Origin of the sequence: Paenibacillus antibioticophila (assembly GCF_000455265.1) — a bacterium.
GTDB classification, from domain to species: domain Bacteria; phylum Bacillota; class Bacilli; order Paenibacillales; family Paenibacillaceae; genus Fontibacillus; species Fontibacillus antibioticophila.
Genome location: NZ_HG005140.1, coordinates 28,984 through 48,550, shown reverse-complemented (window position 1 = coordinate 48,550; position 19,567 = coordinate 28,984). Strand labels below are relative to the sequence as shown.

Genomic DNA, 19,567 nt, shown 5'->3' with positions numbered 1-19,567 from the left:
AGCATGCCGAAAATTGCGGACAAATATTTGGTGGTTGATCCCTGGAAAGTAGTGGAGGAAGGCTTTGATCCGGGGCGCAACCGGGTTTCCGAATCGATATTTTCGCTAGGGAATGAATATATGGGTGTCAGAGGATACCCGGAGGAAGGGTATGGCGGGGATACGCTGCTTGGGAGTTATTTTAACGGGCTATATGAAGAGAGTCAGGTGGCGGCCCACTATAAAGGAATCATTAAATCGCTGCGCTTCATGGTCAACGCGGTTGATTGGCTGTACACCCGAATTACAGTGGATGGCGAGACACTGGACTTGGCGGCAAGCCGGTTCTCGGATTACCGCAGGGAAGTGGATTTCAGAACAGGAATTTACCGCCGGGAGTTGACCTGGCATCTGCGGAGCGGCAAGAGCCTGAAGCTTGCGTGCGAGCGTCTGGTTAGCATGCGGAACTCGCATCTCGGAGGTCAGCGGATCACGCTGGTACCGGTTGATTTAGACGGGGAGGCAACGATTCGGACGGGGCTGGACTTCTCGGTGCTGCATGAGGACCAGGGCCGGCGCTATTGGTCGGTGCTGAGGCAGGAAGAGGAGCAGGGAATTGCGGCGATCCTGGGTCAGACTGAAAATACAGGGAACCGGTTATTCTCCGGTTTTCGGGCAGTGTCGCTCGACGAGACAGGACGTCAGCCGGTGGTTGAGGATGGGCTGATCGGTTATGATCTGAAGCTCAAGCTGGAGCAAGGTGTCTCAGCCGTGATGGATAAACTCGTCATCAATGTTGCGGAGAAGGATCAGGGGCTGGACGACAATGCAGTATGGCGGCAAGGCATGGACCTGGCTGAGGCGATCCGCGGGAAGGGATACGACCATGCGGCTGAGGAACAGCAAGCCTACTGGCAGCAGGTCTGGGAGGCATCGGATATCGAGATCGCCGGCGATCCGGACAATCAGCAAGGGATCCGCTTCTGTATTTTTCAGATGTATCAGACCTATCACGGCGACAATCCCGGCTTCAATATCGGGGCGAAAGGACTGACAGGCGAGGCCTATCGCGGTCTGGCCTTCTGGGACACGGAGTCGTACTGTCTGCCGTTCTATATTTTCAATAATCCGAAGGCGGCGAAAAGCCTGCTGGAATTCCGCTACAAATCGCTTCCTCATGCGCTTCAGCGGGCCAAGGAGCTGGATTGCGAAGGGGCGTTTTATCCGATTGCGACGATCGACGGCACCGAGAGCTGCGATCTTTGGCAACATTCAAATCTCCAGCTGCATGTAGGTACTGCAGTCGCTTACGGGCTGCGCCACTATGTAACAATTACCGGGGACACGAGCTTCCTTCATGATAAAGGAGTTGAAATGCTGATTCAGATCAGCCGCTTCTATGCTACTCGCGGACAATTCGGACAAAAGAGCGGCGAGTATGGATATTTCGGTGTCATGGGTCCGGACGAGTTCCAACTGATGGTCAACAACAATTGCTACATCAACTGGATGGCGAAGAAGCTGTTCGAATATACGCTGGAGTCAATCCAGGGCATGCAGGATACGGAGCCGGAGAAGTTCGCGCTTTTGGCGGAGAGAATCGGGTTAACGGATGAAGAGCAAGCAGATTGGAAGCATAAAGCCGATCATATGAAAATCCCCCGCGATGAAGTCACCGACGTGTACGAAGAACATGATGGGTTCTTTGACATGCCGCATCTGGATATTCATTCGATCCCTGTGACAGAGTTTCCGCTGTACTCGCACTGGTCTTATGATCGGTTGTACCGGTATGACATGATCAAGCAGCCGGATGTGCTGATGTTTATGTTCCTGTACAGCAGTCAGTTCACGCGGGAAGAGAAGCGTGCCAATTATGATTATTATGAGCCTAGATGCATTCATGAATCTTCCTTGTCTCCATCAATCCATTCGATTCTTGCCGCCGAGATTGGGCGGCCGGAGGAGGCCTACCGGTTCTTTGAATTTGCGACCCGTCTGGATTTGGATAACTACAACCGCAATACGCGGGAAGGTCTTCATACGACCTCGATTGCAGCGGCCTGGATGAACATTGTATACGGCTTTGGCGGCATGCGATCCGACGGAGACAAGCTGCAATTTGCACCGAGTATCCCGGAGCAATGGACCCATTACAGCTTCCCGATCACCTTCCGCGGGAGCAGACTGACCGTTGAAGTGAACAAGGATGAAGCGGTGTTCAAGCTCGTGTCCGGAGAACCGATGGACATTGCGGTATATGGCCGAAGCCTGACCGTAGATGGTTCAGAGCTTAGAGTTCCTTTGGACCAAGTAAAGGTGGGTTAGTATGAAGCTTGCAAATCAAGACTGGCTGATTCGGGAGAACGGCTTTGACCGGAACAGGATTGCCGCCGACGGCAACAAGTTTATGATCGGCAACGGCTATATGGGCTGTAGAGGCACGATGGAGGAGTATACAAAGGACCAGCTGGCGGCGGTAACACTGGCAGGTCTGTATGACCAGGTAGACGGCAAATGGCGCGAACCGGTCAATGCACCGCATCCGCTGTATGCGGTCATTGAATTCGAGGGGCAATCGCTGTCCGTGTTGGACAGCGAGCCTGTGGAGCACGAGCAGGCACTGGATATTCGCAGCGCGGTACATCACCGCCGTACGGTATTTAAGGCGGATAGGGGAGCAGAGCTGGTTGTAGAGTCGGAGCGGTTCTGCAGCGCAGAGCGGCGGAATGTGATTGCGGGACGGCTCAGCGTGACATGTAGCGCTAACGGCCAATTAACGATTCGTACGGGCATCAACGGGGAAGTATGGGATATCAACGGTCCGCATCTTGAGAAGCTTGAGGCAGCGGAGCATCAGAACAGCCTGCTTGTAACCGCCGTTACCCGTGAGTTGCAGGTCCCGCTTGCGGTGGCGGAGCGGATCAGCTCGAGCATGGAAGCCGAGGAGCGAGAGGCTGTGACAATGGAGGTTCGCTATGATCAGCAATCGGGCTCGATCTTCCGGACGATCTCTTTTGCATGCCGGGCAGGCAAGACCTATACATTTGATAGATTTGCTGCCGTATGCACAGGTCTGGATGAGGAGGAGCCGGGCGCTGCAGCACTGCGTCTCTGCCGCGAAGCGGCCGGTACCGGCTATGCCGGTCTGCTTGCCGAGCATGAGGCTTGCTGGGAGCGGAAGTGGGCTTTGGCGGACGTGGTGATTGAAGGCGATGACGAGGCACTATTAGCGCTTCGCTACAGCCTGTACCAGCTGTTGATTATTGCGCCCGAGCATTCGGAGAAGCTGTCGATTCCCGCAAGGGGACTATCGGGGCAAGTGTATAAGGGAGCGGTATTCTGGGATACGGAAATGTTCATGCTTCCGTTCTTTCTGTACACGCAGCCGGAGACGGCGCGGAATCTGGTGATGTACCGGATTCATACTTTGGATGGAGCGCGGCGCAAAGCGGCCGAATACGGCTATGAAGGCGCGTTCTATGCCTGGGAAAGCCAGGAGACCGGGGACGATGCCTGTACGCTTTTCAATGTAAACGATGTGTTTACGGGACGGCCAATGCGTACTTACTTCCGCGATAAACAGGTGCATATCAGCGCGGATGCAGCTTATGGAATTTGGGAGTATTATAAATTTACCGGGGATGAAGAAATCCTGCTGCAGGGCGGGGCGGAGACCGTATGGGAATGTGCGAGATTCTTCTATTCCTATGCGTACTATAATCCGTTAAAACAAAGATATGAAGTGCTGGATGTCACGGGTCCGGATGAGTATCATGAACGGGTAAATAATAATGCGTTCACCAATGCTATGGTAAAAAGGACGCTCTTCATAGCGCTGGAAGCGATGGAGATTCTGCATGCCGCTTGTCCGGAGCAATATGAGGCGTTGGTGCAGAACAGTGCCATCAAGCCGGAGCATATTCGGGATATGCATGACCGTCTGTATGTGCCTGAACCGGATTCCGAGACCGGGCTGATTGAGCAGTTTGATCGCTATTTTACGCTGGAGGATATCCCGCTTTCCGAGCTTAAGGGCAGGGTGGTCAACAAGCATGAATATTGGGGCGGCGGGAACGGATTGGCAACGACAACGCAAATTTTGAAGCAGGCGGATATTGTGCTGATGCTGCATTTATTCAAGGACGCCTATGATACGGTGATTAAAAAAGCGAACTGGGCCTACTACGAGCCGCGTACCGAGCATGGATCGAGCCTTAGCGCGTGCATTTATGCGATGGTTGCCGCCGATACGGGTTCTCCTGACTGGGGCTATCCATACTTCATGCGGACGGCGACGATCGACCTGACGGGGGAATCGAAGCAATATGTCGGGGACTTGTACATTGGCGGGACCCATCCGGCTGCGAATGGCGGTGCATGGATGGCTGCTGTCCAAGGGTTCGCCGGTATCCGCTTTGACGGGGAGTGCGCAATGATTTCTCCTTCACTTCCGGAGAAGTGGCAGGCGGTTCAAACCAGGCTGGTTTTGCGCGGACAGCAAATCAAGGTACGGGTTGGCAGGCAACAGGTGGAATTGGAGGCCGATGCAGGGAATACAAGCGAGGTTCGTGTTGCTGCGTATGGGCAAAGTCTAACGCTTGAACCTGGTGTTGCTGCTGTTTTACGAAGGGAGCAGGGGCATTCCGCTGAGTAAGCGCATGGCAGGATTAGCCATGGTTAGGGTGGAATCTCTATATAAGTTGAACTACAAAGGCTACTTAGAAAGGCATAAGTGTGAAGTGTGCTGTAGTGAAAACTTTCTGCAGGAAAGCTGCTTCGGGAGCATAAGCTCGTAAGCACACTTCACACGTTGCCCTTAGAACGTAAAGTTCATTAGCTCAACTTATATAATAAAGACTGAAAATAGTTGGTCCAAGATAAGGAGAGAACAACATGCTGGAAGCAATGAAGGGTGCGATCTTTGATCTGGATGGCGTAATCGTGGATACGGCCAAATATCACTACTTGGCTTGGCGAGCGCTTGCGAACCGTCTGGGCTTTGAGTTTACTGAAGCGGACAACGAGCGCTTGAAGGGTGTCAGCCGGATGCGGTCACTCCAGATCCTGCTGGAAGTAGGCGGGATGGATGCGGATGAGGCAGAGCGTGAGCAAATGGCGGAGACGAAAAATAAGGAGTATGTAGACTATATCTCCCGGCTGGAGCCATCGGAGCTGCTTCCCGGGGCAAAGGAATATTTGATGTACTTGAGAAGCCGCGGAGTGCGGATTGCCTTGGGCTCGGCGAGCAAGAACGCGGCGTTTATTCTGGAACGCCTCGGGATTACCGAGTTGTTCGATGCCGTTGTTGACGGTACGAAGGTGGCTAAGGCGAAGCCAGATCCAGAGGTGTTCTTGACGGCCAGTGCGGAGCTCGGCCTGGATCCGGCGGACTGCGTCGTGTTTGAAGACGCAGCCGCAGGGGTTGAGGCAGCCAAGGCAGCCGGCTGCCGCGTGGTCGGCATCGGCAGTGCCGACATTCTTGGAGCCGCCGACCGGGTCGTCGGCGGGCTGGACGCACTGCTGCCGTAGGTGGCAGTGCGTTATGTGGTGCTGTGGTGGTTTTGAAGGAGGGTGTCCCCAAAGTGAAATTCTGTACACCCTTAATAACAAAATAGAGTGATATTCATATAGAAACCAAGGAACTAAGCGGCCTTCTCTCGCTTAATTCCTTGGTTTCTTGCGTACACTGCGGCTATAAGGAGCGAGGGAAGTCCACCCGACCTCAAAAGCTTACTCTTGGCAAGCCTCGAAGCTTTAGTGACATTCTGCATTAAAATCACTGCTCGACCACCCACGCCAGCAATTTTAGTGACATTGTGCATTAAAATCGGCGCTCGACCACCCACGCCAGCAATTTTAGTGACATTGTGCATTAAAATCGGCGCTCGACCACCCACACCAGCGATTTTAATTGACATTGTGCATTAAAATCACCGCACGACCACCTACGCCAGCAATTTTTAGTGACATTGTGCATTAAAATCACCGCACGACCACCCACGCCAGCAATTTTAGTGACATTGTGCATTAAAATCGCCGCACGACCACCTACGCCAGCAATTTTAGTGCTTATCGGCACTTGGTTCGCAACGCACGCCGTAACCTCACATTGAAGAAGGTAAGAACCTTCACACGTTGCCCCTCCCCTGTATGTTCATGAGTTCAGCTTATACACCTCCCCCGCGATTTTTTTGCTGGCAAGCCGGCATAAATCGTTTACACTTTAGGAGAATACATCGCACTGGTCTCCGGGCAGGAGCGGCCATCGGAGAAATAGACATGATGTGCGTAGAAACACGCATATTGACCCTTTTTTATTCTTGCTATAGTTAGATTGCCGGGGGGAAGGAACGTGAGAAGAAAACTGCGAAATCCGTTAAGCAAGCTGAACGTCAAGCAGCAGCTCGTGCTGATGTTTATCGTGCTGACAATTCCTTTATTCGTCCTGAATGCATACGGCAATGACCGGGCAGGGCAAATTCTGAAGCGTCATGTTACCAACGCCTATATCGAGCTAAGCAAGCAAAATTTCCGGCTGATAAACCGGGATATTGAGGCAGTAAACAAAGTAACATCGACCGTCTTCCAGAATCAGTTGTTGCAACAATTGAATCCGGTTTCATCGGATAAGACCGTGCTTGAGCGCGTGAAAAACTACGAAAAGCTTGAGGATATTCTTACCACGTACTCTCAGGAGACGGATGACCGTGAACCGATCTATTATTCACTCTATGTTTATGATCCGAACAATACATACTTTTTTGCACCATTCTATCCGGGACCGCGAGTGTCAGGGGTGTATTTCTTCTCGGACGAGGAGAAGCCGGAATGGTTTGAGGAAGCGGTAGCCAAGAAGGGGAAGGGCTATTTGCGGATAGTTGAGCATCTGTCGCAGCCTACTGAAGGGCAAAGCCGCCAGAAGACGCTTGCTTATATCAGAGCGATCAACAGCATCTACAAGAACGGGACCATCGGCGTGCTGGTGGTGACCAATCTGGACGCCCGGGTAGGAGAGTCGCTGGAGACGGTAAGCCTGCCGGAAGGAGAGCTTTTTTTCACCGATTGGAACAACCGTATTCTGAGCTCGACCACCGGAGAGTGGGGCTCTGTGCTTGAACTGCCTGAAGAGGCGAAAACGGAGGACATGACATCTACGGTAAAAGACATCATTACCAAAGACTACATCTATGTAATGAATGTGAATCACGTGCTTCAGCAAAAGCTGGTGTACAAGGTGCCGCTTCACGCCCTGCTGCAGCAACAGAACGAAATCAAGCGGCTGATCCAGCTCATCTCCATTGTGTATTTTGTAGCAAGCCTGGTCTTCTTGCTCTATTTCTGGCGCTCTCTGATGACGCCGATCCAACGGCTGGTCTATTTCGTCAGACGTTATGAACCTGGAAATGTAGTGCCCGAGACCCCGCGCAGAGGGAGAACGGATGAGGTCAGTGTGCTGATTTCGACGATCTATGAGATGGCGCGCCGCCTGAACTCATTGGTGCATTACAAATATACGATGGATCTGAAGCAGAAGGAGTCGCAGCTTCAATTGCTGTATCAGCAGATCAATCCCCATTTACTGTACAACACGCTGGAGAGCATCTATTGGAAGAGCAAGCTTGAGGGAAATACGGCCTCAGCCGAAATGATCAAGGAGCTGTCCAAGCTGATGAAGATCAGCCTGAGCCGAGGGCGCGAGCTCATTACGCTTGAAGAGGAAATGGAGCATGCCACAGCCTATATCAAGCTTCAGCAGCATCGGCATGACTATCAGTTCCGGGTTAGCATCGACATTCCGGAGGAGTATCGGCAGGTTTTGATCCCTAAAATTACGCTTCAGCCCCTGATCGAGAATTCGATGATTCACGGGGTGCGTCATATGGGAGAAGACGGCATGATCGGCATTACAGTCCGTGGAGATCAGGAGGACATATTCGTAACGATTGAAGACAATGGCTACAGGCCCATTGATCTGGAGAAAATTTCCCGCTTATTGGAGGAGGAGACACCTGACCCGTCACTCGGATATGGTATTCGCAATATTCATCAACGCATTCGTCTTCATTTTGGCGAGGGGTACGGTCTTGGCTACGCTATACGCTCCGGAGGAGGCTTGCTCGCCACACTGCATATTCCACGAACCCTGCCAGAGGAAGAGTAGACAGACAGGAGGGAACACACATGTACAATATTTTGGTAGTAGATGACGAGCCTTTGATTTGCAAAGGCCTTGCAGGGCTGCTAACAAGCTCTGGCCTTGCTATAAATACAATATTCACAGCCGGCAGCGGACATGAAGCGCTGGACTATATTCGGATGGAGGTCATCGATCTCTTAATTACCGACATTCAGATGGGGGAGATGAGCGGGATCGAGCTGATGCATCAGGCCAAGATTATTAAGCCTTGGGTGCAGACCATCATTATCTCTGCTCACGAAACGTTCCAGTACGCCCAAATGGCGCTGCGTCTTGGAGCGCGGGACTATTTAATCAAACCGCTGAACAGCGAGCAATTTCTTGATTCGGTTCGCAATGCCTTGCTGAAGATGGATAAACCGGTGCCGGCCATGACTGACTTTCTGGAACGGCCTGCAGAGCATTTTCATGTGGAGGAGCCGGAGGATGGAAAGAATGAAGAGCTTACAGCCTTATTAAACGGTTCCCCAACCAATATATTAATGAACAGGTGGGGGTTAACCGGACCCTATTTTTCATTGATCAAAATCAAAATGGACCTTTCCCGCAGGGCGGAAGAAACGGCCGAGCTGCTGGAGAAGAGCAGGAAGGATTCCGGGCTGTTCCGATATGCTGCGCTCAATGTGGCCAAGGAGCTGCTGTATCAGGAATGGAATGCGGTCGTCTTTTATCCCGCTGATCTGGAGATCGGCATTCTGCTGCAGTGGAGCGAACAGGAATATGCAGAGCTCGATGTCAACAAGATCAGTCAGCTGGAAATGATCGGACGCAGCCTGCACTATCATATCGAGAAATATTTGGGTATTTCCGCCGTGATTGGAATCAGCCAGATTTTGAAGGGAGCAGAGTTCCTGCATATTCTCAATCGTCAGGTTGACAAGGCGATCTCTTGGGGAACCGGCCACGAAGACTATCATGTGTTCTATTACGGGGACTTCAACTGGAATAATTATGCCCAGGATCCTTCCGCCGAGGAGCTGACTACGCAGAACAATGTCATTGTGGCGGAGGCCAAGCGGTATATTGAGGAAAATTATAATCAAAAGGGACTCACGATTCACGAGATGGCGAAGAAGAACCACGTCAGTCCGAACTATTTGAGCTATTTGTTCAAGAAAAATACAGGCTACAACCTGTGGGAATATGTCATTAAGCTGCGTATGGAAGAGAGCAAATCGCTGATACTGCACACCGATCTGCGGCGATATGAGATCGCTGAGCGGGTAGGTTATGAATCTCCGGAGCATTTCAGCAAAATCTTCAAAAAGTACTTCGGTGTCAGCCCAAGCGATATGAAAAAATAGCAGTAAGATCGGTTATACATCACATAGTTTTAGACATGTTCGCAGCCCCTGTCCTTTTCTAAAATGGAAGCTAGACATTATAGAGGAATGAGGGAGCATCATGGAAGAAACGATAATTTCTCCGGGAAGCACGCATCAGGAACCGGAGTACAAGACGAGGACGCGAAAGAAGCGGCTGACTAGCTTGAAGAAGTACATGTGGGGATATTTATTCCTTGCACCGGCTATCGCCATCTTCATCGTCTTCTTGTGGGTCCCGATCATCAAAGGGATGGTGTATAGCTTCTACAATATTGATTTTGTTAATGGCAATATCTTCGTAGGCATGGATAACTATATTAAAATCCTCAATAACCCTGACCTGCTGCTTTCCGTCAGAAATACGCTGTATTACATGCTGCTAACGTTGATTATCGGATTCTGGGTTCCTATTGCCGCCTCCATCGCAATTTCTGAATTGAAATTGTTCCAGGGCTTTGCCCGGATCGCGGCATATCTGCCTTACGTTGTGCCGGGCGTTGTGCTATACGGCATGTGGCGCTGGATGTATGATCCGGTCGGTCCAATCAACGCCGTGCTCGGCTGGTTCGGAGCAGATCCGACCTCGTTCATCTCCGATAGCCGCTACTCGATGATCGCGCTTGTCTTCATGGAGACGTGGCAGCAATTCGGCTCAGCCATGCTGATCTACCTGGCCGGGGTGCTTAGCATTCCGCGCGACTGGTATGAAGCAGCTGAGATCGACGGTGCCGGCGTATGGAGCCGGATCAAGTATATAACGCTTCCGTCGATGCGCAGTCTGATTGTGCTTATGCTGATCTTGCAATTAATCGGTACTTCCCAGGCCTATCAATCCCAGCTAGCCATGCTGGATGGCGGGCCGAACAAAGCCACCTTGACTTATGCCCTCCTGACCGTCAAATATGCGTTTACCCAATTGGACTATGGTGCCGGTACGGCGCTCGGCGTGCTGATGTTCGTCGTGCTGAGCGTACTCGGAATTGTTCAATTCAAGCTGACGAAGGAGGACTACTAACATGAAAGAAAGAGGCATCCTGTCGGCTTCGGATTTGCAGAAGCCACTGAATAAAGTTGTATACGGATTTATGGTTCTATGTATTGCTTTTATGTGCTTTACGATGCTGTACCCGATTGCCATGACGATGTTCAATGGACTGAAAAGCAATCAGGAGGTCAACACCTTCCCGCCGCGATTCTTCCCGACGGTCTGGCATTGGGAGAATTTCTCCAAGGCATGGAATTATATTGAGCTGCCGATGTTTTTGAAGAATACGATGCTCATTTTCGTCGGTTCTCTTCTCGTCACTATTCTGGTGCTGGGCTTGGCAGCCTTCAGTATCTCGCGGATCCGGGCCCCCTATAGCCGGGCGGTCTACTTCTTCATTCTGATGACGCTGTTCATTCCGGCTTCCAGCTATATGATTCCAAACTTCGTTAACCTTAAGGACCTAGGCCTGTTGAACTCGTATTGGGCGTTCTGGCTCCCTGCGGGTGCGAATGCGTTCTACTTTTTGCTGATGAAAAATTTCTTCGATGGGATCCATCCGGAAATATTCGAAGCGGCGCGGATTGACGGGGCATCAGAAGTGACCAGCTACCTGCGGATTGCGGTTCCGCTGTCGATTCCGATTTTTGCGACATTATCGATCTTTATCTTTTCCTCCGCATGGAATGACTGGTTCTGGCCATCGTTGGTCATGCATACCGAGGACAAATATACGTTGGCTACGGCCGTCTATAAATATGTCATTAATGCAAGAAGCCTGGATAGCAGCGTTAAATTTGCACTGTTATTCATGGTCATGATTCCGCCGATCTTTGTCTTCCTGGTGTTCCAGAAGTTCATCATGCGAAGTGTCAGTCTATCAGCGGTGAAGGGATAAGCGTATTCATAGATCGTAGCCTTGCACATGATCGCCATATGAATACACATCGTCTAGCGAAGCAATCATCCTTAAGATAAAGATGTAACCAAGAACATCATATTTGATGAAAAGGGGAGTATCCATGCGCAAGTTTACTACTTTACTGATGTGTCTAATGCTGTTCGGTACGCTGCTCGCCGGCTGTGGCGGCAACAAAAACAATGCGGCCAACAGCCCGGCGAATGATCCGGCGGTAAATTCAGGCGGAAACAGCAACAATTCAGCTCCGGAGCAATCCGCTGAGGAGGACATTACTCAGAAGAAGATTACAATCAAGGTTCACTATCCTCTGCCGGATGAGACCACGCTTCGTGATCAGGAAGATGATAAGATCGCACGTTTCCAAGCCAAGTACCCGAACGTAACGATCGTAAAGGATGATTGGCAATACAGTGTCAATGAAATCGGCGTGAAGATGGCTTCCAATGAAGCGCCTACCTTCTATAACACTTGGGCTACTGAAGCGAACTTCCTCGTAGAACGCGGTTGGGTTGCCGATATTACAGACCTGTGGAACAACTGGGAGTACAAGGATCAGATCAATCCGGTTCTGCAAAATCAATTCATTGTAGACGGCAAAGTGTTCGGGGTTACCCAGAACGGCTACATTACTTCCACGGTTGTGAACAAGAAGCTGCTGGAAGCCAAGGGCTTGACTATGCCATCGCTGGACTGGACTTGGGATGATATGTACAATGTTGCCAAGGATGTAGCGGATCCGAAGAAGGGGATTTCCGGTATCGCACCAATGGGGAAAGGGAATGAAGCAGGCTGGAACTGGACGAACTTCCTGTTCGAGGCCGGTGGTGAAATTGAGACAACTGTCGATGGTAAAGTAACAGCTGTGTTCAACTCCGAAGCTGGTGTGAAGGCTCTGGACTTCTACAAGAAGCTGAGATGGGAAGCAAATGCGATCCCTCAAGACTGGGCGCTTGGATGGGGAGATGCGATTAGTTCATTCCAGCAAGGGCGGACAGCAATGGTTATTGCCGGAGCGTTCGACGTCATTCAAGCAGCTCTGAACGAGGGCGGCATGAAGCCTGAGGATGTAGTGGCTTATCCGATGCCGGCTGCCGAAGCAGGCGGCAAGCATTACGGGATTTTAGGCGGCAATTATCTTGTCATCAACCCGAACGCCACCAAAGATGAACAAGAAATGGCATTCCGTTATATCACGTTCGACTACTTTACCGATGATGCCCTGAAATCTGTTGAAGACACGATTCAAGCGCGCAAAGCGGAAGGCAAATACTTTATTCCTACTCCGCTCGAATACTTTAGCGAGGATTCGGATTACGCCAAGAAAATACAAGCGATTTATGATAAGTACGACAATGTGTACAAATATGATCCAGACCTCTTTGGTCTGCTGGAAGGCAAACCGGAAGCCCAGTATGGCACACAGGACTTCTACGCTACGATGTCCAATGTAGTACAAGAATCCTTCTCCAAGAAAGGCACGGATTCCAAGCAACAATTGGATGTAGCCGCAAAATTTGTGCAAGAGAACTACTTTGACAAGATCGAAGTAAAATAATCGGCGATAACGCAAACGAGGCTGCCCCGAATGTCCGATATGGACTCGGGGCAGCCTTGTTGTACTTATGCAGGGAAGCAGTTAAACACAAATAGGCACGTTAGAGGGGCAACGTGTGAAGTGTACTTCTAACGCTTCTACAGCACACTTCACACTTATGCTCTGACTACTTTGCCTTTACAGTTTAAACTGCATGCGGTTTGCACGTGCCTGCGCCGTAAACTGCACCGCATTAAGCTTGCGAGCAGGAAAGTGTGCAAAGCATAGGGCAGTTAAACATGGGAGGGCGAGAGGGGCAACGCGTGAAGTATGCCTACGATCGCTGTTGTTCACGGATTTCTATGATTGGACTAAGTTCTGACAACGGGGAAATCCGCTCACAAAGGCGACCGCTAACGCTTCTACAGCACACTTCACACTTATGCCCTGACTACTTCGCCTTTACAGTTTAACTGCTATGCAGTTAGCACGTGCCTGCGCCACAGTTGCATTACAGTAAGCTTGCAGCCTGTGCATGCAAGCAGGATACTCCGCGCGCCAATAGCCTCCTCCTAACTTCACTTTACTGCCAGCCCCGCCTTAGATTAGGCATCACGAAGGGAAGCCTGCGCGATTCACTTTATGCACAGCCCAATGGAACACTGGTGCCTGGAGTTGCGCCCAGTCATACGTTGCTTCGACCTTGCGCGGAACGCAGAACTTCGTTATCCGACTGGGCATTCCATTCTTGCTCCGAACTTTACTCATCCACTTATTCCGTCTCATTCCGGTCATGCTCCAGTGAAATTTCTTACCTTAAATTCTTCATTCGGCGCTCAAACCCGATTTTAGTGAAAAAACCTACCTTAAATCGCCAGTAACTAGTTAAACCTACGGTTTAGCCAGCTTTAAGCGAAAGAATTTCACTATATCCGCATTTTCACCATTTCACCTAAATTTAGAGTAACTTTTTTCACTAAATGCGTGTGATCCGTATTTGCATGTGGTCGATCAACCATCGTCATGCTGTGAAGCACCGCGCGTTGGGAGCTTTGAGCAGGTTGAGATCTGCATGATGCTGATGTGAGATGTGTGTATACGTACTTTGTTGTCATTTTACAGAATTTGCTGGGGATAGTCCTTGTGTGGGTAGTTGTCCATGTACCTGTCCGCTGAAGGTGAAATGATGCGCAGTTACTGTTTGTATTGCATCGGCGTCTTAGGCACTTCAAATGCCGGATGAACGGGCCGGTAGGTACATGTCGAGGGATTCGAATGCTTAGTCACCGCCATGGGCGGCATTATTAGGTGTTAAAGTGCATTCGGCACATACAAAGCCGAACTAAAGAATCTGCGTTAAAAGGGTATAAGTATGAAGGTTGGTGCAGTAAAAGCTTTCTGAAAGAAAGCTGCATCGGGAGCATACGCTCGGAGTGGTCGCCTTTGCGAGTGGATTTCTACCTTGTCAGAACTTTACAATAAGAGAAATCCGCGAGCAACAGCGATCGAAAGCAACCTTCACACGTTACCCCCGGAACGCAGAATCAATCTTTAGATGGTTTTATACTGCTGAGCACTTACTATTTATAATGCAGCATCCGGCGCCTTTTATGCCGGATGCGAGCCTGAATATGCATATCGAGGGATACGAGGATGCTGCCATAGCTGCTTTTGGACAGCTATGTGAACTGCTAATTGCACCGCGGCACATGCAAAGCCGAGCTCAAGAGCCTGCGTAATAAGGGTACAGCGATCGAAGGCAATCTTCACACGTTACCCCTGACACGCAGAACTATTAATCTCCTTAAAGGAAGCTTCCGCAGCTTCAAGCGTGAAGTCGATATCTTCCTCCGTGTGGGCCGTAGTAAGGAACCAGGCCTCATACTTGGACGGAGCGAGATTCACGCCCCGGTTCAGCATCGCCCGGAAGAAGGTGGCGAACATCTCGCCGTTCGTGTCCTGGGCTTCGTCGTAATTGGTTACCGGATGATCGCAGAAATGCGTCGAGAAGGAGCCGCGGATCCGGTTAATTGTCAGGGGAATGCCGTATTGGCGGGCAAATCCGGCAAGACCGTCCGTCAGCTTGATCGTCAGGCGCTCCATTTCCTCATAGACGCCCGGCGTTTGAAGCACCTCCAGGCAGGCGATGCCCGCGGAAATGGAGGCAGGGTTGCCCGCCATAGTTCCAGCCTGATAAGCCGGACCGAGCGGGGCAACCTGCTCCATTACTTCTTTGGTGCCGCCATACGCGCCAATCGGCAGGCCGCCGCCGATGATCTTGCCGAGCGCGGTCAAGTCCGGTGCGATCGCTTCATGGTTGTCCAGTCCGGCGTAGGTCTGAGCCGAGCCGTAATGGAAGCGGAAGGCCGTAATGACCTCATCATAGATGACCAGCGCCCCGTACTGGCGAGATAAGCGGCAGAGGTCCTCCAGAAATCCCGGCTTCGGCATAACCATGCCGAAGTTGCCGACGATCGGCTCAACCATGACTGCGGCCACATCGTCGCCCCATTTGTCCAGGGCTTCCTTGAGAGCTGGAGCATCATTGAACGGGACCGTAATGACTTCATGGGCAATGCTGGTCGGAATCCCGGCGCTGTCCGGAATGCCAAGGGTGGAAGGTCCCGAGCCTGCGGCGACAAGCACCAGATCGGAATGGCCGTGGTAGCAGCCGGCGAATTTAATGATCTTGTTGCGCTTGGTATAGGCACGGGCAACACGGATCGTAGTCATAACGGCCTCTGTACCGGAATTGACGAATCGAACCTTGTCCATGGACGGAATAGCTTGCTTCAGCATTTTGGCCATCTTGATCTCCAGCTCGGTAGGTGTTCCGTATAGTGTGCCGTTTGCCGCAGCTTCCTGAATGGCGCGGGTTATGTGGGGATGAGCATGGCCGGTAATGATCGGGCCATAAGCCGCCAGATAATCGACATAACGGTTATCGTCCACATCCCAGAAATGTGCTCCCTGGGCCCGTTTCATAAAGACAGGTGCTCCGCCGCCCACCGCTTTGAATGAACGGGAGGGACTGTTGACGCCGCCTACAATATGCTTCAAGGCTTCTTTATATAGTTGCTCAGAATGTATACGGTTCATAGGAATCTTCCTTTCAATAATAGGCTCGGACAGCTGGAATGCCGCTAAGGCATACTCCAAAAGAAACCGGCCCATTACGGGCCGGTAGAGCTGCCTATTTAAGTCTTCGCTGCTGTCCGAAGATTAATTTGCACTGCTGCTAGAGCCATTGCTGCGATTCGTGTCGGCTGTATCTGACTCCGAATCTGAGTCAGTCTCGTCATCCGGGGCAGTTTCGTCGACGGCGGGCTGGAGAGCCTTTTCGAACACCTCTTGCACGTATTCCTTCAGCTTATCTTCATCCCGCACTCCTAGTACCTGTGCCCCGCCAACACGCTTCTCCTCCAACAGCTCCATCGGAGGAATCTGTTCACTGGAGGCCATGCTGCTGTCGTAACCGACGGTGGCCAGCTTCCACATATCATTCACTGTCAGATTCGTATCGATGTAAGGATTGATTTTTTCCAAGATAGAAGGCAGCTTCATGATTGAGGTGGTGGTCTTCAGCTTCTCAGCCACCGCCTTCAGGAAATTGCGCTGACGCTCGGTGCGTGTGAAGTCGGACATCGCATCATGCCGGAAACGAACATACTGTAATGCTGTGTTGCCGTCCAGATGCTGCTGGCCTTCCTTCAGGTTGATATCATATTCATGATTGTCTGCCTTGCTGGTATAGCGCATATCCTTTTCGACATAGAAGTCCACGCCGCCAACGGCATCAACAAGCTCAATAAAGCCCTGAAAATCAGTATAGACATAATATTGAATAGGAATCCCTAACAACTCAGATACAGCAGACATCGCAGTATTAGGACCATAGGTAATGGCGGCATTAATCCGATCCGAGCCGTGCTCCGGGATTTTGGTATAGGTATCGCGCATAATAGAAAACAGGTGAATTTGCTTGGCTACAGGGTCGAGGGAAGCAACGAGCATCGTATCGGAACGGGGGACTTCCCCTTTATCCAGCCCGCGGGCATCGACTCCCATAAGCAGAATATTGACTCGTTCTGTTCCTTCCCATTTCGGCGGCTCCGGGATTTTGGTCTCAGTAGGTGTTACCTTATAGAAGGGCGACTCTTCACCCGTCTTTTGAAAATCCTCTACCTGGTTGTAAATCGAAGTAACGTAATAGGCCGCCAATGCGGCGATCGCGACGAATACTCCAACTACGGACCAGAGAATCGCCCTTTTCGTTCGTTTTGTCATTTTGCTCGTCCTTTCAGCGGGAAACGATGAAATCGTGCCGATTGCCCTAAATAGTAAAAAAGTTACTCTTCATATCATTACATTATAATTTCTTTTATAATTACAATCAATTTATAAGAAGTTTACAGTAATTTTGTCGAAGGAGAGAGCTACATGTCTGAAGCAGGATTTCAATTGAATGATCGGGTTCCTGATTTTCGTCTGCCAGCCAGTGGAGGGGAAGAGATCTCATTAAGCGATTTTAGAGGAAAGAAAGTTATTATTTATTTTTATCCGAAAAATATGACGCCGGCCTGCACCCAAGAGGCTTGTGATTTCAGGGACCGTACCGGAGAGCTCCATGCCTTGGGGGCAGTGGTGCTGGGAATCAGCACGGATCCGGTGCGCTCGCACGACCGTTTTCGTGAGAAGCAGAATCTGTCCTTTCCGCTATTGTCCGATGTTGAACATCGGGTCAGCGAGCTCTTCGGAGTATGGCAATGGAAGAAGCTGTACGGGCGGGAATATGAGGGCATTGTCCGTTCGACCTTTCTGATTGATGAGGAGGGGAGACTGATTAAAGAATGGCGGAAGGTGCGGGTGAAGGGTCATGCGGATGAGGTTGTCGCGGCGGTAAAGTCGCTCGGTTAAAAAGGTTGTTCAAAAAGTCATCTTTTGATCACGAAGTGTTCCAAGGGGGTGATTCGACATCGAATCTTACGTTCACCCTCGAAGTCCGAGCGGATGCTTACGAGGTATGCTTCCTTTGGAAGCATTTCGCTCATGTAGGTTCTGCCTACACTCCGTTCCTCCTTCTTCGGGTTCTCGCAACCTTCTCGGTGCTGAAAAGCTGACTTTTTGAACACGCATTTAAAAAGTAAATTGAAGATTCTATTTTCTTCGCTGCATTCATACAATCTACCAGAAAGTCAAACTATTGCTATAAACGGTGGAGGATGAACGCATGAGAAGAATGTGGATGGCATTTCTGTCTATAGTTATAATCGTTTTAATTTCCGTACCGGGGGTCAGGGAGATTGGCTTCTCTCCTGCATCCGCACAGTCACGGGCACTGGCTCCGGCTGTAAGCCTAATGGAAGAGAAGAGTACAACAGCAGTCACCTCTATGGAGGTGAAGACAGAGCCTGCGCCTGCGGCGATGCTTACCGCCGTCTCCTCTTCACGCCAAGAATCTTCGCCCTCTATCGAGCAAAAAAAAGAGAAGGTTGTCTATCTGACCTTTGATGACGGTCCCAGCAAGCTGACGGATGAGATTCTGTCTATCCTGGAAGAGCAGAAGATTAAGGCTACGTTCTTTGTTTTGGGTGAACATGCCCAAAAATCCCCGGAAATCATCTATCGTACGGCAGAGGCAGGACATGTCATCGGCAATCATACCTATAACCATGAATACAGTGAGCTGTATGAAAGCTTCACCGCGTTTTGGAATCAAATCAAACGAACGGAAGAAATACTTAGAGAAATTACCGGTACCCGGACTTCGCTCGTCAGGGCTCCCGGAGGAACGTATGGGCATTTTGATTCCACCTACTTTCAATTAATGGAGCAGGGGGGATATCAGGTGTTCGATTGGAATGTAGATAGCGGCGACTCTAAACGCAAAGGCGTTCCGGCAAGCGAGATCATTGAAAACGTAACCTCAGAGAAGCTGGAGAAGGAAATGATTGTCCTGATGCATGACAGCGCCGGGCATGAAGAGTCGGTCAAGGCGCTCCCGGAAATTATTGATTTTTACAAGCAGAAGGGCTATTCCTTCGAGGTGCTGTCGCCGGAGCAGAAGCCGGTGCAATTCAGTCTGAGCAAGAAAATGACGGACAGAGCGGCACCTGCCCAATCGTGGATCGAGAGCCATGTGCTTCCCAATGCGGCTTTATTCGGGCCAGGCCAGCCTTTGTACGTAGAGGCCGGAGGGGTGCAGACCAAGCTGGCGGCGGGAGAATATAAAGTAGATCAAGGTCAATTGATCGTGCCGCTCCGGACAACGCTTGAACGCCTTGGGGCGGAGGTGAGCTGGAACGCAGACAGCCGGAATGTGATTGTGGTCTGGGGAGAGCTTCATCTGACGCTGGACCCGGAACGCGGAACGGCGCGCCGGGAAAGCGCAGAAGTCCCGCTGGAGATTGGAACAGACAGGTTCCGAAATCAAGGAGGAGCCCTGTGGATGTCGCTTCGCTCTCTGCTGGAGCTGACGGACCATCCTATTATTTCCGTTACCAATACGGCTGAAGAAAGAAGAGTACAATCGCTATAGAGCAGAAAGACTCTATTCATATAAACCTCTCTCCTGACAGGTCTATGAAGACTAGTTGTTGGTCACACTGGTTAATAGATTTGT

The 19,567-nt window shown here is 50.8% G+C and carries 13 protein-coding genes; 10 read left to right on the top strand and 3 right to left on the bottom strand.

Annotated elements, in window-relative coordinates:
- Positions 1-3: 3 nt before the first annotated feature.
- From TX85_RS14105 to pgmB, 3 genes are all read left to right on the top strand, one after another.
- Positions 4-2,307: a glycoside hydrolase family 65 protein gene (locus tag TX85_RS14105; protein WP_044480146.1), complete on the top strand. Its 2,304-nt coding sequence runs from the start codon at positions 4-6 to the stop codon at positions 2,305-2,307.
- A 1-nt stretch (position 2,308) separates the two neighbouring features.
- Entirely contained in the window at positions 2,309-4,636 is a 2,328-nt protein-coding gene (locus tag TX85_RS14100; protein ID WP_044480145.1) for a glycoside hydrolase family 65 protein, read from the top strand.
- Positions 4,637-4,875: 239 nt separating this feature from the next.
- The gene (pgmB, locus tag TX85_RS14095) at positions 4,876-5,511 is read left to right on the top strand and encodes a beta-phosphoglucomutase (RefSeq protein ID WP_044480143.1); all 636 of its coding nucleotides are present in this window, start codon (positions 4,876-4,878) and stop codon (positions 5,509-5,511) included.
- A gap of 113 nt (positions 5,512-5,624) precedes the next feature.
- Here the strand turns inward: pgmB and TX85_RS14090 are convergent, their stop codons facing one another.
- Positions 5,625-5,900 carry a hypothetical protein gene (locus TX85_RS14090; protein WP_044480142.1) on the bottom strand — a complete coding sequence of 92 codons (276 nt, stop codon included), beginning with the start codon at positions 5,898-5,900 and terminating at the stop codon, positions 5,625-5,627.
- Between the two features lie 434 nt (positions 5,901-6,334).
- On the opposite strand from TX85_RS14090, the gene TX85_RS14085 reads away from it, so the two are divergent.
- The 5 genes from TX85_RS14085 to TX85_RS14065 all read left to right on the top strand — a co-directional run bounded on the left by TX85_RS14085 (position 6,335) and on the right by TX85_RS14065 (position 12,966).
- Positions 6,335-8,143: a cache domain-containing sensor histidine kinase gene (locus TX85_RS14085; RefSeq protein ID WP_044480140.1), complete on the top strand. Its 1,809-nt coding sequence runs from the start codon at positions 6,335-6,337 to the stop codon at positions 8,141-8,143.
- A 20-nt stretch (positions 8,144-8,163) separates the two neighbouring features.
- A complete protein-coding gene (locus tag TX85_RS14080; protein ID WP_044480139.1) occupies positions 8,164-9,483 on the top strand; it encodes a response regulator in 1,320 nt (439 codons plus the stop codon).
- A gap of 196 nt (positions 9,484-9,679) precedes the next feature.
- The gene (locus tag TX85_RS14075) at positions 9,680-10,519 is read left to right on the top strand and encodes a carbohydrate ABC transporter permease (protein WP_374705691.1); all 840 of its coding nucleotides are present in this window, start codon (positions 9,680-9,682) and stop codon (positions 10,517-10,519) included.
- A 1-nt stretch (position 10,520) separates the two neighbouring features.
- Complete coding sequence (locus tag TX85_RS14070) at positions 10,521-11,387, top strand: carbohydrate ABC transporter permease (RefSeq protein WP_044480136.1); 867 nt, start codon at positions 10,521-10,523, stop codon at positions 11,385-11,387.
- Positions 11,388-11,511: 124 nt separating this feature from the next.
- Complete coding sequence (locus tag TX85_RS14065; RefSeq protein ID WP_044480135.1) at positions 11,512-12,966, top strand: ABC transporter substrate-binding protein; 1,455 nt, start codon at positions 11,512-11,514, stop codon at positions 12,964-12,966.
- A 1,752-nt stretch (positions 12,967-14,718) separates the two neighbouring features.
- On the opposite strand, the gene TX85_RS14055 is transcribed toward TX85_RS14065, so the two are convergent.
- Complete coding sequence (locus tag TX85_RS14055) at positions 14,719-16,044, bottom strand: glutamate-1-semialdehyde 2,1-aminomutase (RefSeq protein WP_044480790.1); 1,326 nt, start codon at positions 16,042-16,044, stop codon at positions 14,719-14,721.
- A gap of 123 nt (positions 16,045-16,167) precedes the next feature.
- Positions 16,168-17,232, bottom strand: a complete 1,065-nt coding sequence (locus TX85_RS14050) for an LCP family protein (protein ID WP_044480132.1) — start codon at positions 17,230-17,232, stop codon at positions 16,168-16,170.
- A gap of 153 nt (positions 17,233-17,385) precedes the next feature.
- Here TX85_RS14050 and bcp point away from each other — a divergent pair, with 153 nt between their 5' ends.
- Both bcp and TX85_RS14040 read left to right on the top strand, forming a co-directional pair.
- Complete coding sequence (gene bcp, locus TX85_RS14045; RefSeq protein WP_044480131.1) at positions 17,386-17,862, top strand: thioredoxin-dependent thiol peroxidase; 477 nt, start codon at positions 17,386-17,388, stop codon at positions 17,860-17,862.
- Positions 17,863-18,175: 313 nt separating this feature from the next.
- A complete protein-coding gene (locus tag TX85_RS14040; RefSeq protein ID WP_044480130.1) occupies positions 18,176-19,483 on the top strand; it encodes a polysaccharide deacetylase in 1,308 nt (435 codons plus the stop codon).
- Positions 19,484-19,567 lie beyond the last annotated feature (84 nt).

What these genes read in the sequence shown, in the direction of transcription:
- TX85_RS14105 (WP_044480146.1), top strand. Translation starts at nt 4, where the DNA reads ATGCCGAAAATTGCGGACAAATATTTGGTGGTTGATCCCTGGAAAGTA.
- TX85_RS14100 (WP_044480145.1), top strand. Translation starts at nt 2,309, where the DNA reads ATGAAGCTTGCAAATCAAGACTGGCTGATTCGGGAGAACGGCTTTGAC.
- pgmB (WP_044480143.1), top strand. Translation starts at nt 4,876, where the DNA reads ATGCTGGAAGCAATGAAGGGTGCGATCTTTGATCTGGATGGCGTAATC.
- TX85_RS14090 (WP_044480142.1), bottom strand. Translation starts at nt 5,900, where the DNA reads ATGTCAATTAAAATCGCTGGTGTGGGTGGTCGAGCGCCGATTTTAATG.
- TX85_RS14080 (WP_044480139.1), top strand. Translation starts at nt 8,164, where the DNA reads ATGTACAATATTTTGGTAGTAGATGACGAGCCTTTGATTTGCAAAGGC.
- TX85_RS14075 (WP_374705691.1), top strand. Translation starts at nt 9,680, where the DNA reads ATGTGGGGATATTTATTCCTTGCACCGGCTATCGCCATCTTCATCGTC.
- TX85_RS14070 (WP_044480136.1), top strand. Translation starts at nt 10,521, where the DNA reads ATGAAAGAAAGAGGCATCCTGTCGGCTTCGGATTTGCAGAAGCCACTG.
- TX85_RS14065 (WP_044480135.1), top strand. Translation starts at nt 11,512, where the DNA reads ATGCGCAAGTTTACTACTTTACTGATGTGTCTAATGCTGTTCGGTACG.
- TX85_RS14055 (WP_044480790.1), bottom strand. Translation starts at nt 16,044, where the DNA reads ATGAACCGTATACATTCTGAGCAACTATATAAAGAAGCCTTGAAGCAT.
- TX85_RS14050 (WP_044480132.1), bottom strand. Translation starts at nt 17,232, where the DNA reads ATGACAAAACGAACGAAAAGGGCGATTCTCTGGTCCGTAGTTGGAGTA.
- bcp (WP_044480131.1), top strand. Translation starts at nt 17,386, where the DNA reads ATGTCTGAAGCAGGATTTCAATTGAATGATCGGGTTCCTGATTTTCGT.
- TX85_RS14040 (WP_044480130.1), top strand. Translation starts at nt 18,176, where the DNA reads ATGAGAAGAATGTGGATGGCATTTCTGTCTATAGTTATAATCGTTTTA.